Origin of the sequence: Streptomyces sp. NPDC002467 (genome assembly GCF_042889825.1) — a bacterium.
In the GTDB taxonomy this organism is placed as follows: domain Bacteria; phylum Actinomycetota; class Actinomycetes; order Streptomycetales; family Streptomycetaceae; genus Streptomyces.
The window spans coordinates 21,784-35,667 of sequence record NZ_JBIARJ010000023.1 but is presented as its reverse complement, the minus strand read 5'-3'; the positions used below and the strand labels follow the sequence as shown (position 1 = coordinate 35,667).

General features: G+C 70.8%; 11 protein-coding genes. 1 reads left to right on the top strand and 10 read right to left on the bottom strand.

The annotated features are described in order from the left end of the window. Positions 1 to 55: 55 nt before the first annotated feature. The gene (locus ACFYYJ_RS34940) at positions 56 to 766 is read left to right on the top strand and encodes a DsbA family oxidoreductase (RefSeq protein WP_389138196.1); all 711 of its coding nucleotides are present in this window, start codon (positions 56 to 58) and stop codon (positions 764 to 766) included. Between the two features lie 234 nt (positions 767 to 1,000). On the opposite strand, the gene ACFYYJ_RS34935 is transcribed toward ACFYYJ_RS34940, so the two are convergent. From ACFYYJ_RS34935 to ACFYYJ_RS34890, 10 genes are all read right to left on the bottom strand, one after another. After that, positions 1,001 to 2,461: an MFS transporter gene (locus tag ACFYYJ_RS34935; RefSeq protein WP_385365035.1), complete on the bottom strand. Its 1,461-nt coding sequence runs from the start codon at positions 2,459 to 2,461 to the stop codon at positions 1,001 to 1,003. Between the two features lie 64 nt (positions 2,462 to 2,525). After that, positions 2,526 to 3,743, bottom strand: a complete 1,218-nt coding sequence (locus ACFYYJ_RS34930) for a cytochrome P450 (RefSeq protein WP_385124126.1) — start codon at positions 3,741 to 3,743, stop codon at positions 2,526 to 2,528. Positions 3,744 to 3,930: 187 nt separating this feature from the next. Continuing rightward, positions 3,931 to 5,607: an AMP-binding protein gene (locus ACFYYJ_RS34925; protein WP_389138194.1), complete on the bottom strand. Its 1,677-nt coding sequence runs from the start codon at positions 5,605 to 5,607 to the stop codon at positions 3,931 to 3,933. Between the two features lie 2 nt (positions 5,608 to 5,609). Continuing rightward, positions 5,610 to 6,608, bottom strand: coding sequence for a ketol-acid reductoisomerase (gene ilvC, locus ACFYYJ_RS34920; RefSeq protein WP_389138192.1), 999 nt, complete (start codon positions 6,606 to 6,608; stop codon positions 5,610 to 5,612). 45 nt (positions 6,609 to 6,653) lie between these two features. Continuing rightward, entirely contained in the window at positions 6,654 to 7,193 is a 540-nt protein-coding gene (gene ilvN, locus ACFYYJ_RS34915; RefSeq protein WP_385124134.1) for an acetolactate synthase small subunit, read from the bottom strand. Between the two features lie 11 nt (positions 7,194 to 7,204). Further along, on the bottom strand, positions 7,205 to 9,019 hold the full coding sequence (locus ACFYYJ_RS34910) for an acetolactate synthase large subunit (RefSeq protein ID WP_389138190.1): 1,815 nt from the start codon (positions 9,017 to 9,019) through the stop codon (positions 7,205 to 7,207). Continuing rightward, positions 9,019 to 10,335, bottom strand: coding sequence for a dihydrolipoamide acetyltransferase family protein (locus ACFYYJ_RS34905; RefSeq protein WP_389138295.1), 1,317 nt, complete (start codon positions 10,333 to 10,335; stop codon positions 9,019 to 9,021). The genes ACFYYJ_RS34910 and ACFYYJ_RS34905 overlap by 1 nt, the downstream gene beginning before the upstream one ends. A 42-nt stretch (positions 10,336 to 10,377) precedes the next feature. Further along, on the bottom strand, positions 10,378 to 11,406 hold the full coding sequence (locus tag ACFYYJ_RS34900; RefSeq protein ID WP_389138188.1) for an alpha-ketoacid dehydrogenase subunit beta: 1,029 nt from the start codon (positions 11,404 to 11,406) through the stop codon (positions 10,378 to 10,380). Between the two features lies 1 nt (position 11,407). Next, a complete protein-coding gene (gene pdhA / locus ACFYYJ_RS34895) occupies positions 11,408 to 12,559 on the bottom strand; it encodes a pyruvate dehydrogenase (acetyl-transferring) E1 component subunit alpha (protein WP_389138186.1) in 1,152 nt (383 codons plus the stop codon). Positions 12,560 to 12,644: 85 nt separating this feature from the next. After that, the gene (locus ACFYYJ_RS34890) at positions 12,645 to 13,859 is read right to left on the bottom strand and encodes an acyltransferase family protein (protein WP_385124145.1); all 1,215 of its coding nucleotides are present in this window, start codon (positions 13,857 to 13,859) and stop codon (positions 12,645 to 12,647) included. Positions 13,860 to 13,884 lie beyond the last annotated feature (25 nt).

Genomic DNA, 13,884 nt, shown 5'->3' with positions numbered 1-13,884 from the left:
GTGGTCTTCGCTCCCGTACATGCGTACATGCCGTATTCCGGAAGGGACCCTGCTCATGCGTGTTGAGATCTGGTCGGACATCACCTGCCCCTGGTGCTACGTCGCCCAGGCCCGGTTCGAGAAGGCCCTGGCCGCCTTCCCGCACCGGGACGAGGTCGAGGTCGTGCACCGGTCGTTCGAGCTGGAGCCCGGGCGCGCCAAGGACGACGTCCAGCCCATCGTCAAGGTGCTGATGAAGGGCAAGGGGTGGAGCGAGGCCCAGGCGCTGGCCAACGAGAAGAACCTCACCCGGCAGTCCGCGGGCGAGGGGCTGCCGTACGTGATGGGCCGCGACCACGGCGGCACCTTCGACATCCACCGTCTGTTGCACTTCGCGAAGGCGCAGGGTCGTCAGCACGAGCTGGTGGGGCTGCTGTACCGGGCGAACTTCGCCGACGAGCGCTCCATCTTCGACGACGAGCGGCTGGTCGAGCTCGCGGTGGAGGCGGGGCTCGACGCCGACGCGGCCCGGAAGGTCCTCGCCGATCCGAAGGCCTTCGCCGAGGACGTGCGGTCCGACGAGCGCGAGGCGGCGGAGCTCGGGGCGCAGGGCGTGCCGTTCTTCGTGCTGGACCGGAAGTACGGGATCTCCGGCGCCCAGCCCGCCGAGGCGTTCAGCCGGGCGCTCGCGCAGGCCTGGGAGAGCGCCCGGCCCGCGCTCCAGGTGGTGGGCGCGGGAGCGGACGCCCACGCGTGCGGCCCGGACGGCTGCCCGGTCCCGCACTGACCCGCCGGGCCCGGCTTCGCCGGAGGGGCTGGAACTGTCGCCGAGCGGCAATTCCGGCCCCTCCGGCGTTTCCGGCGGAACAAGCCCCTCCGGCGCTTGAGGAGCGGGGTGCGGGGCGGAGCCCCGGAAGCGGCGCCGCGCGCGACGGCCCGGCGCAGCCACACCCGGGCGCGCGTCGGCGCCATGTGCCGCCCGTGGGGGCGGGGGCACATGGCGCCGGGATCTTCAGCGGGCTCAGCCGACGTGCTGCGGCTGCCGCTCCACGGCTTCGGCGGGGGCCTCGACCGGGGCGGCCGCCGCGGGGGCGTCCTTCTTCAGCGCGAGGGCCAGGATGCCGCCGAGGACCAGGAGTCCGGCACCGATCAGGCCGGCGAGCTGCAGACCCTCCAGGATGTCGGACTTGGCGGCGTCGACGTAGGTGCCGGAGAAGGTGGAGTTGGCGATGGCGACCAGTACGGCGAGGCCGACGGCTCCGCCGATCTGCTGGGAGGTGGAGGCCATGGCACCGGCCACGCCCTGCTCCTCCGGGCCGACGCCGGAGCTGGCGGAGGCGAAGACGGAGACGAAGACGAGTCCGCCGCCGACACCCCAGACGATGGAGCCGGGCAGCAGGGCGTAGAAGGATCCGTCGATGGACATCCCGAAGATGGTCAGGGCGATGCCGATGCCGTTGACGACCATGCCGGTCGACAGGGTGGCGCGCATGCCGAAGCGTTCCATGAACTTCGGGGCGAGCTTGCCGGCGCCGATGATGGACACCAGCGTCAGCGGCAGGAAGGCGAGACCGGCCTGGATCGGGCTGTAGCCGAGGACGGGCTGCACGTAGGTGGTGAAGACGTAGTACGCGCCCGCGAGCGCCGTCTGGAAGACGAAGAGCACCGACATGGCGACGACCAGCGGACGGTTCTTCAGCAGCCGCAGCGGCATGAGCGGGTTGCGGGTCTTGGCCTCGGTGATGAAGAAGGCGATCAGCAGCACCGCGCCGACGATCAGCGAGCCGAGGGTGATCGTGTCGGACCAGCCCTTCTCCGGGCCGCTGACCAGGCCGGTGACGATGGCGGAGACACCGATGGTGGAGAGCAGGGCCGCCGGGATGTCGAAGCCCTTGGTGAGGTTGGCGGGACCGTCCGCGCGGATGGCCTTGGGGGCCGGGATGAGGATGATCAGGGCGAGCGGGATGTTGATGAAGAACACCCAGCGCCACGACGCCAGGTCGGTCAGCACACCGCCGAGCAGCGCGCCGGCCGCGAGGCCGAGGGAACCGGCCGAACCCCAGGCGGCGAACGCCTTGTTGCGCTGCGTGCCTTCGAAGGAGGTGGCGATGAGGGCCAGGACGGCCGGGAAGAGGAGCGCGCCGCCGATGCCCTGGACGAGGCGGGCGCCGATCAGGAGGCCCTGGTTGGTGGCGAAGCCACCGGCGAGCGAGGAGACCGCGTACAGGCCCAGGCCCGTCATGAGCAGGCGGCGGGCGCCGATGCGGTCGACCGCGCGGCCGCCGAAGAGCAGCATGCCGCCGAAGGCGACGGCGTAGGCGGAGACGACCCACTGCAGGGACTGGGCGGAGAAGCCGAGGTCCGCGCCGATGTCGGGGAGCGCGACATACACGATGTTGTAGTCGACGCTGATGATGAATTGTGAGAAGGCCAGCAGGAACAGGACGAGTCCTGTCTTCTTCGCCGGTGTTGCGGTGGTCATAAGGGCTCCTGGATGTGACTGATCGTCAATCTGGGGGTGGTGGGACGGGTGGGGGCGGGAGGGATCAGCCGAAGCGGAGCCGGAGCTCGTTCGGGCCGGTGATCCCGATGGCGGGGCGCCAGGTGAGGGGCCCGGTGACGGAGGGCGCCCCCAGCCGGCGGGCCAGTGCGGGCAGTGCCTCGGTGATCTCCATGCGCGCGAGCGGGGCGCCCATGCAGTAGTGCGGCCCGCCGCCGAACTGCATCACGGCCGTCTTGCGCTCGGCGGTGATGTCGAAGACCTCGCCGCCGGGGTAGGCCAGCGGGTCGCGCTGGACGGCCTGGACGCCGATCATGAACATCGTGCCCTCGGGGATGTGCTGCCCGCGGAACTCGATGTCCTCGGCCGCGTACCGGTACACGGCGTTGGAGGAGGGGCGCCAGCGCATGACCTCCTCGACGGCCCGGGGGGCGAGCTCGGGGCGCTCGCCCAGCAGGGCCCACTGGTCGGGGTGCTCGGCGAAGGTGACCAGGGCGTTGGCGAGCTGGAGGCGCGTCGTGTCGTGGGCCGCGAACACCATCGTGACGATGAGGTTCTTCAGCTCCTCGTGGCTGACGTCGCCGTCCGCGCGGCGGGTGGTGACCAGCGCGGATATGAGGTCGTCGGTCGGGTTCGCCAGCTTGTCCGCCATGAGGCCCTCGACGTAGTCGTAGAGGCCGACGACCGCGGCCTCCACGCGCGCCGGGATGTCGCCGCCGAGCGCCAGGCTGAAGACCAGACCGATCTCCGAGCTCCACTTGCCGAAGACGGGGAAGTCCTTGGCGGGCACGCCGAGCAGCTGGGTCATGACGGTCAGCGGCAGGGCGTCGGCGAAGGCCTCGAAGAAGTCGACCTCGCCGGCGGCGGCGATCTCGTCGGCGAGGCGTTCGCTGGTCTCCCGGATGAGCGGGCGCAGGTTCTCCAGCATGCGCGGGGTGAAGGCCTTGCTCACCAGGGAGCGCATCCGGCGGTGGCTGTCGCCGTCCTGGTTGACCAGGCCGTTCACGAACCAGTCGTACACCGGGCCGTCGGTGATGCCGTTCTGCTCCATGAAGCCGTGGCCGTTGTGGGTCAGCCGGTTGTCGCGGACGAGCTCCGCGGCCTCGGCGTGACGCAGGACGAGCATGCCCAGCGGGCTCTCGGCGTACCAGTTCTCGGCCTGCGCCCGGGCCACGTCCGGGGTGTCGAATCGGAACTCGGGGTCGATGACGTTCACGAACGACACCGAGGTGGAAGCCGGTACGGAAAGGGTTTCCGCTGACATGTCTTAACCGTCCTTGGAATGGCTCGGGGTGGAGGTCGGTGGCGCACACGGGCGCGGCCCAGCAGTGAGATTACATAGCGAACGTTCGGTTTTCTCTTTATGGAGCGCTAACCTCCGCGCTCTTGGCAACTTGCCGAACGGGCACCTTTTCCGCCCGGCCGGTTGCGCGCGGCCGGCGTTCGCGGTACTAGTGCTCGCGGTACTCGGCGGCCGAGCCGGCGGCGGTCGCCTCGCGCAGCTCGACGCGGCGGATCTTGCCCGACACCGTCTTGGGCAGCGGCCCGAACTCGATGCGGCGCAGCCGCTTGTAGGGCGCGAGCACCGCGCGCGAGTGCGCGAAGAGCGTGCGCGCGGTGTCCGGCCCGGGCTCCCAGCCCTCGGCGAGGACGACGTACGCCTTCGGCACGGCGAGGCGGACCTCGTCCGGAGCGGGCACGACGGCGGCCTCGGCGACCGCCTCGTGTTCGAGGAGCGCGCTCTCCAGCTCGAAGGGGGAGATCTTGTAGTCGCTGGCCTTGAACACGTCGTCGCCGCGGCCGATGTAGGTGATGCGGCCGTCCGCGTCCCGCGAGCCGATGTCGCCGGTGCGGTAGTAACCGCCCGCCATGGCCTCGGCGGTGCGTTCCGCGTCACCGTGGTAGCCGGCCATCAGGCCGACCGGGCGGGGCGAGAGGTCGAGGCAGATCTCGCCCTCGTCGGCGGGCTCGCCGGTGACCGGGTCCAGGAGGGTGACGCGGAAGCCGGGCGCCGGCAGGCCCATGGAGCCGGGGACGACGGGCCGGCCGGGGAAGTTGCCGATGCCGAGGCTCATCTCCGTCTGCCCGTACCCGTCGCGGACCGTCACCCCCCAGGCGGCCCTGACCTGCTCGATGACCTCGGGGTTGAGCGGCTCCCCCGCCCCGACCGCCTCGCGGGGCGGGGTGCGCAGCCGGGTCAGGTCGGCCTGGATGAGCATGCGCCAGACGGTGGGCGGGGCGCAGAAGCTCGTGACGCCCGCGCGGTCCATCTCGGCCATCAGGCGGGTGGCGTCGAAGCGCTCGTAGTTGTGGACGAAGACGGTGGCCTCGGCGTTCCACGGCGCGAACAGGTTCGACCAGGCGTGCTTGGCCCAGCCCGGCGAGGAGATGTTCAGGTGGACGTCGCCGGGCTTCAGCCCGATCCAGTACATCGTCGACAAGTGGCCGACGGGGTAGGAGACATGGGTGTGCTCGACGAGCTTGGGCCGCGAGGTGGTGCCCGAGGTGAAGTAGAGCATCAGGGGGTCGTCGGCGCGTGTCGGGCCGTCGGGTTCGAAGCTCTCGGGGTACCAGTCGGCGCGGCCGTACGACACCCAGCCGGCGCCCGGTTCGTCTCCCGTGTCGCCGACGACGATGCGGGTGTAGGTGCCGGGCACCTCGTCGAACTTCGCCCGGTCCTCGGCGCGCACGATCACGTACGAGACCCGGCCGCGCTCGATCCGGTCGCGCAGGTCGACGGGGCCGAGCTGGGGTGTCGCCGGGGTGAGCACGGCGCGCAGCTTCATCGCGGCGAGCGCCGTCTCCCACAGCTCGACCTGGTTGCCGAGCATGACCAGGATCCGGTCGCCGGCCACCACCCCTTGGGCGCGCAGCCAGGTCGCGACCTGGTCGGAGCGGGCGGACAGCCGCGCGAAGGAGTGGCGTTCCTCGCTGCCGTCGTCCTCGACGATGTGCAGGGCCGTGCGCTCGTTGCCCTCGGCGATCACGTCGAACCAGTCGAGGGCCCAGTTGAACTGGGCGGGCCGGGGCCAGACGAAGCCCTCGCAGGCGGCTTCCAGGTCCTCCCGGTGGCTCAGGAGGAAGTCGCGCGCGGCCCGGAACTCCTGGGTGGCGGCACTGTTCGGCATGCTCACGCGTCTTCACCGACCCAGCTCATGAGCCCCCGCAGCTTCTTGCCGGTGGTCTCCAGCAGGTGCTCCGAGTCGGCCTTCTTGTACTCGTCGTACTTGGGCAGACCGGCCTTGTACTCGGCCATCCAGGTGTTGGCGAACTCTCCGGACCGGATCTCCTCCAGGACCTTCTTCATCTCGGCCTTGGTGGCGTCGGTGATGACGCGCGGGCCGGTGATGTAGTCGCCCCACTCGGCGGTCTCGGACACCGACCAGCGCATCTTCTCCAGGCCGCCCTCGTACATGAGGTCGACGATGAGCTTCAGCTCGTGCAGGCACTCGAAGTACGCGATCTCGGGCTGGTAGCCGGCCTCGGTCAGCGTCTCGAAACCGGCCTTCACCAGCGCGGAGGCACCACCACAGAGGACGGCCTGCTCACCGAACAGGTCGGTCTCGGTCTCCTCGGTGAAGGTGGTCTTGATGACACCGGCACGGGTGCCGCCGATACCGGCCGCGTACGACAGCGCGAGCGCGAAGGCGGAACCGGTGAAGTCCTGCTCGACGGCGGCGATGCACGGGACGCCGCGGCCTTCCTCGTACTGGCGGCGGACCAGGTGACCCGGGCCCTTCGGGGCGACGAGGGCGACGTCCACGTCGGCCGGGGGCTTGATGAAGCCGTAGCGGACATTGAAGCCGTGGCCGAAGAAGAGCGCGTCGCCCTCCTCGAGGTGGTCCTTGACGGACTCCTCGTAGATCTCGGCCTGGAGCGGGTCCGGGGTCAGGATCATGATGACGTTCGCCCACGCGGCGGCCTCGGCCACGGGGACGACCTTCAGGCCCTGCTCCTCGGCCTTGGCCTTGGACTTCGAGCCCTCCTTCAGGCCGACGACGACGTCGACGCCGGAGTCACGGAGCGACAGCGCGTGGGCGTGGCCCTGGCTGCCGTAACCGATGACCGCGACCTTGCGGCCCTGGATGATGGACAGGTCGGCGTCGTTCTCGTAGAACAGCTCGGCCACTGGAAGAACTCCCTCGGGGATGGATCGGTGGTTGGGTGGGGGCGGCTAGGCGGTGGCGCGCAGCGGGCCGGGGTCGACGCCGCGCAGGGGGCGGCCGTCCAGTACGCGGGCACCGCGCCCGATGGCGACGGTGCCGGAGTGGACCAGCTCCTTGATGCCGTACTGCTTCAGCATCTCCAGGAGGGCGGCGAGTCTTTCGGTGGTGCCGGTGGCCTCGATGGTGACGGCCTCGGGCACGACGTCGACGATCCGGGCGCGGAAGAGCCGGACGATCTCGACGATCTGCGAGCGCGTCACGTTGTCGGCCCGGACCTTCACCAGGGCGATCTCGCTGGTGACGGCCGTACCCGGGGCGAATTCGGCGACTTCGAGGACGTTGACCAGCTTGCCGATCTGCGAGACGACCTGGTCCTTCGGACAGACCTCGGCGTCGACGACGATGGTGAGGCGGGAGACACCGGGGTCCTGGGTCGTCCCCTCCGAGATGGAGTCGATGTTGAACCCGCGGCGGGAGAACAGCGCGGCGATCCGGGCGAGGATGCCGGGCGTGTTCTCGACCAGGACGGAGAGCGTGTGCTTGGACATGTGCAGGCTCCTCAGTCGTCTGCGTGGTCGCCGAAGTCGGGACGGACGCCCCGGGCGGCCATGACCTCGTCGTTGGAGGTGCCGGCGGCGACCATCGGCCACACCATGGCGTCCTCGTGGACGATGAAGTCGATGACCACGGTGCGGTCGTCGATCGCGTTGGCCTCGGCGATGACCTTGTCCAGGTCGGCCGGGTCCTCACAGCGCAGCGCCACGCAGCCCATGGCCTCGGACAGCTTCACGAAGTCCGGGACGCGGGTGCCCGTCCGGGGGGCGCTCGATTCGCCGAGCTGGGAGCCGACGGTGTCGTGGCCGGTCTCGTCCGCGTGCAGGACCGTGTTGGAGTACCGCCGGCCGTAGAACAGGGTCTGCCACTGGCGGACCATGCCCAGCGCGCCGTTGTTGATGATCGCGACCTTGATCGGGATGTCGTTCAGCGCGCAGGTGGCCAGTTCCTGATTGGTCATCTGGAAGCAGCCGTCGCCGTCGATCGCCCAGACCGTGCGGTCCGGCATGCCGACCTTGGCGCCCATCGCGGCCGGGACCGCGTAGCCCATCGTTCCGGCACCGCCGGAGTTCAGCCAGGTGCGGGGCTCCTCGTAGTTCACGAAGTGCGAGGCCCACATCTGGTGCTGGCCCACTCCCGCGGCGAAGACCGTGCCCTTCGGCGCGAGCGCGCCGATCCGTTCGATGACCTGCTGCGGGGCGAGCGAACCGTCCTCGGGCAGGTCGTAGCCGAGGGGGTAGGTGGCGCGGCGGCGGTCGAGCTCCGCCCACCAGGCCGTGTGGTCGGTGGTGGCGCCTTCGGCGTGCTCGGCCCGGACGGCCCGGATCAGGTCGGCGATGACCTCGCGGGCGTCGCCGACGATCGGGACCTCGACGGCACGGTTCTTGCCGATCTCCGCCGGGTCGATGTCCGCGTGGATCACCTTGGCGAAGGGGGCGAAGCTGTCCAGCTTGCCCGTGACGCGGTCGTCGAAGCGGGTGCCGAGGGCGATGAGGAGGTCCGACCTCTGGAGTGCGGTGACGGCGGTGACCGAGCCGTGCATGCCCGGCATCCCGATGTGCAGCGGGTGGCTGTCCGGGAAGGAGCCGAGTGCCATCAGGGTGGTGGTCACGGGGATCCCGGTCAGTTCCGCCAGCGTCTTCAGCTCGGCGGTGGCGCCGGCCTTCATCACGCCGCCGCCGACGTACAGCACCGGGCGCTTCGCCGCGCTGATCAGCCGTGCGGCTTCGAGGATCTGCCTGGCGTGCGGCTTCGTCACCGGCCGGTAGCCCGGCAGGTCCATGGTGGGGGGCCAGGAGAAGGTGGTCCGTGCCTGGAGGGCGTCCTTCGCGATGTCGACCAGGACCGGGCCGGGGCGGCCGGTCGAGGCGATGTGGAACGCCTCCGCGATCGTCTTCGGGATGTCGTCGGCCTTGGTGACCAGGAAGTTGTGCTTGGTGATCGGCATCGTGATGCCGACGATGTCCGCCTCCTGGAAGGCGTCCGTACCGATCGCCTTGGAGGAGACCTGACCCGTGATCGCGACCAGCGGCACGGAGTCCATGTGCGCGTCGGCGATCGGCGTCACCAGGTTCGTCGCACCCGGACCGGACGTGGCCATGCACACGCCCACCTTGCCGGTGGCCTGCGCGTAACCGGTCGCGGCGTGACCGGCGCCCTGCTCGTGACGGACCAGGATGTGACGGACCTTCCTGCTGTCCATCATCGGGTCGTACGCCGGGAGGATGGCACCGCCCGGGATGCCGAACACGGTGTCGCACCCCACCTCTTCGAGGGATCGGACGAGGGACTGCGCACCGGTGACCTGCTCGGTCTCCATCACGCCCCCCAGACGAGGAAGCGCTTGGGATGCTCCAGGAGCCGGGCCACGTCGGCCAGCACCTTCGAGCCGAGTTCGCCGTCGACCAGGCGGTGGTCGAAGGAGAGGGCGAGGGTCAGCACGTGGCGCGGCTTCACCTTGCCCTTGTGGACCCACGGCCGGCGGTTGATCGCGCCGACGGCGAGGATCGCGGACTCGCCCGGGTTCAGGATCGGCGTGCCGGTGTCGACGCCGAAGACGCCGACGTTGGTGAGGGTGACGGTGCCGTCCTGCATGTCGGCCGGGGAGGTCTTCCCCTCCTTCGCGGTGGCGACCAACTCGGCCAGCGCGCGGGCCAGTTCGGGCAGCGGCTTGGTGTGCGCGTCCTTGATGTTCGGCACGAGCAGACCGCGCGGGGTGGCGGCGGCGATGCCCAGGTTGATGTCGTGCTTGAGCACGATCTCCTGGTTCACCTCGTCCCAGGAGGCGTTGATCTCCGGGTGGCGGCGGATCGCGACGACCAGGGCCCGGGCGATCAGCAGGAGCGGGTTCACCCGCAGGCCCCGCATCTCCTCGTCCTGCCTGAGTTCCTCGACCAGGTTCATGGTCCGCGTGACGTCGACCGTCACGAACTCCGTGACGTGCGGCGCGGAGAAGGCGCTCGCCACCATGGCCTGCGCGGTGGCCCGTCGTACGCCCTTGACGGGGATACGGGTCACGGGCGCGGCCGGGTCGCCTGCGGGGGGCTCGGCGGTCCGGGGGTGCGTGGCCGCCGCGTGCACGTCCGCGCGGGTGACGGTGCCGTCGGGCCCGGTCGGGGGGACCGCGTCCAGGGCCACGCCCAGGTCCTTGGCGAGCTTGCGGACCGGGGGCTTCGCCAGCGGGCGGGCACCGGTCGGCGCCGGTGCGGAGGGCCTGCCGTCGGCCTGGGCGGTGGCCCTGCCGGCGGTCGGCGCCGGCTTGCGCGGGCGTCGGCGGGACGGGCCGTCGGAGACGCCGTAGCCGACGAGCACGGGCTGCCGGGTCGGCGCGGGCGCCGGTTCGGGGGAGGGTTGCGGAGGCAGGGCGGCAACTGCCGGAGCGACGGTCGACGGGGCGGCGGCCGGAGCCGCCGTCGGGGTGGTGTCCACAGAGATGATCACCTGGCCGACGTCCACCGAGGTGCCCTCGGCGTGGCGCAGTTCGTGCACGACGCCGTCGTACGGGATGGGCAGTTCGACGGCCGCCTTGGCGGTTTCCACCTCGCACACGACCATCCCGTCGTGCACGGTGTCGCCGGGGGCGACGTACCACTTGAGGATCTCCGCCTCGGTGAGGCCCTCGCCGACGTCGGGCATCTTGAATTCGCGGAAGCGCTGTTCGGTCACGGTCCCGCCCCCTCAGTACGCCATGGCGCGGTCGACGGCGTCGAGCACCCGGTCCAGGCCCGGGAGGTACTCGTCCTCCAGGCGCGAGGGCGGGTACGGGGAGTGGTAGCCGCCCACCCTCAGCACGGGTGCCTCCAGGTGGTGGAAGCAGCGCTCCGTGATGCGAGCGGCGATCTCCGCTCCGGCCCCGAAGAAGACCGGGGCCTCGTGGACCACGACGAGGCGGCCGGTGCGGCGCACGGAGGCGGCGACGGAGTCGAAGTCGATGGGCGAGATGGAGCGCAGGTCGATCACTTCGAGCCGGTGCCCGTCGCGCTCGGCCTCGGCGGCGCTGTCCAGGCAGGTCTTCACCGTCGGCCCGTACCCGACGAGCGTGGCGTCGCGCCCCTCGCGCACCACGCGCGCCGTGTGCAGCGGGTGCGCGGGCGCCGCCGTGTCGACCTCGCCCTTCTCGTAGTAGCGGCGCTTCGGCTCGAAGAAGATCACCGGGTCGTCGCCGAGGATCGCCTGCCGGAGCATCCAGTACGCGTCCGAGGCGTTCGACGGGGAGACCACCTTGAGGCCCGGCACGTGCGCGAAGAGCGCCTCGGGGGATTCCGAGTGGTGTTCGACGGCGCCGATCCCGCCGCCGTAGGGGATGCGGATGACCACCGGCAGCCTGATCTTGCCCAGGGACCGGGCGTGCATCTTCGCGAGCTGCGTGACGATCTGGTCGTAGCCGGGGAAGACGAACCCGTCGAACTGGATCTCCACGACCGGCCGGTAGCCGCGCAGGGCCAGGCCGATGGCGGTGCCGACGATGCCCGACTCGGCGAGCGGGGTGTCCATGACCCGCTCCTCGCCGAACTCCTTCTGCAGGCCGTCGGTGATGCGGAAGACACCACCCAGCCTGCCGACGTCCTCGCCCATGACCAGGACCTTGGGGTCGTGTGCCATGGCGGCGCGCAGGGCCTCGTTGATGGCCCGGCCCAGCGGCAGTTGCCTCGCCCCGGTGGGCACGGCGGCCGTCGCCGTGTTCTTCTCGGTCGTCAGGGTCGTCATGTCACTTCCCTCCGGTGTGGGCGAAGGACGCCTCGTAGCGGGTGAACTCGGTGCGTTCCTCGTCGACGAGGGCGTGCGGGTCGGCGTAGACGTGTTCGAAGATCGCCTCGGTGGCGGGGGCCGGCATGGAGCGGACCTGCTCGCGCAGCCTCTGCGCGAGTGCGTCGCCCTCCCGGTCCACCCCGGTCAGGAAGGCCTCGTCGGCCCATCCGTTGTCGAGGAGGTGGCTCTTCAGCCGGGCGATGGGGTCGCGGCCGGCCCATTCCTCGACCTCGGCGGAGTCCCGGTACTTGGTCGGGTCGTCGGAGGTGGTGTGGGCGCCCATGCGGTAGGTGTACGCCTCGACGAGCGTGGGGCCCCCGCCGCTGCGGGCCCGCTCCAGCGCGGCCCGGGTCACGGCGAGCGTGGCGAGCACGTCGTTCCCGTCGACCCGGACGCCGGGGAAGCCGAACCCGGCCGCCCTCTGGTGGATGGGGACCCGGCTCTGCTTCTCGGTGGGTTCGGAAATGGCCCACTGGTTGTTCTGGCAGAAGAACACCACCGGGGCGCCGTGGACGGCGGCGAAGTTGAAGGCCTCGCTGACGTCGCCCTGGCTGGTGGCTCCGTCGCCGAAGTACACGATGACGGCGGTGTCGGCGCCGTCCTTGGCGACGCCCATGGCGTAGCCGGTGGCGTGCAGCGTCTGGGAGCCGATGACCAGGGTGTAGAGGTGGAAGCCGTGGTCGGCCGGGTCCCAGCCGCCGTTGTTGACGCCCCGGAACATGGCCAGCAGCTTCAGCGGGTCGACGTCGCGGCACAGGGCGACGCCGTGGTCGCGGTAGCTGGGGAAGACGTGGTCGCCGGCGTGCAGGGCGCGGGCGGAGCCGACCTGTGCGGCCTCCTGGCCGAGCAGGGAGGGCCACAGGCCGAGTTCGCCCTGCCGCTGGAGCGTCACGCCCTCGGCGTCGGTGCGACGGGCGAGCACCATGTCCCGGTAGAGCCCGCGCAGTTCCTCCGGGGTGGGCTCGATGTCGTAGTCGGGGTGTGGCACCCGTCGGCCGTCGGGGTTCAGCAGCTGTACCGCGTCGGCCGCGGGCGGCTGCGCCGCGCCGGCTCCCTTTCCCGCTCCCCCTTTCCTGTCGGCGAGACCGCCCGCCGTTTTCCCCGTTCCCATCGGAATGTCCACTCCCCTGTCGTTCGGTGCGTGTTCGCGGTGCGCGGCCCCGTCCGGCCGCGGCTGTTTGCCGTACTCGGTGCGCTCAGGCGCTCGTCCTCTGGCGGGGCAGCACCGCCTCGGCCGCGGCACGGGCCTTGCGCGAGCGCGACCACTTGCGGGTGAGGGGGCGCTCCACCCAGGCGTAGAGGGCCCAGGCGAGCAGGACCGCCGCGGCCAGTTCCCCGGCGAGGACCGCGAGGGCGGCCGGGGTGTCGAAGAGGCGGTCTCCGAGCAGCCGGCGGGCGTACTCCAGCACGGTGAAGTGCACGAGGTAGAAGGCGAAGGAGATCTCGCCGAGCCAGACCATCGCGCGGTTGCGGAAGATCGTGAACCGGCCCTCGTTGTCGGCGATGGCGCCGGCAGCGATGAGCAGGGCGGCGGGGATGATGCAGGTGATGCGCAGGCCGAACATCCACGGCACGTACAGGGTGGCCACGTACGAGACGGCGAGCAGGACGCCCGACCAGATCATGCCGATGTTGCGCCAGCGGCCCAGGACCACGGCCCGGCCGACGAGCATGCCGAGGGCGAAGTCGAGCAGGCGGCCCGGCGGGAAGACGTAGGAGAACCAGAAGTAGTTGGCCGACTGGCCCGGCTCGTTGGGGACGACACCGGTGCCGACCGGGATGAGGGCGTAGGTGACGAGCGGGGTCACGGCCACGGCCGCGATGACGCCGCCGATCCAGTACTTCAGGTGGTGGCCCTGAATGCGGCGCAGCACCAGGTACAGGGCCGGGAACGACAGGTAGAAGAACGCCTCGGTGGACAGCGACCAGCTGACGTTGTTCACCGCGAAGTTGGTGGCGATGTCGGGGACCCACGACTGGATCATGAAGAGGCTGAGGAACCCCTGCGCCGGGGTGGTGTGCGAGCCGTCGACGCCCTCGACGAGCACCAGTGCGAGCACCCAGGCCACGATGTACGGGGGCACGATCTTGGCGTAGCGCCGGCGCCAGAAGGCCCTCGCCGTGTCACCGGGGCGGGCGGACCAGATCAGGATGAAGCCGCTGAGCATGAACCAGAAGGGCATGGTCAGCCCGGCCACGCCGCTGAGGGCCTTGTAGATGCCCCGCTCCACGCCGCTGTCGGCGAAGATCCGGATGCTGGCGAAGGGCAGTACCGCGTGGAAGAGGAACACCAGCAGGGCCGCTGGGAAGCGCAGGCCGGTCAGCGTCGGGAGCCTGCTGGTGCGCGGGGCCGTGACGTCCTGGACCGGTGGGGCGGGGCTTTCCGTTCTTGTGAGGCTCGCGGTGCTCACGGGACTGTCTCTCCTTGGGTGGCTG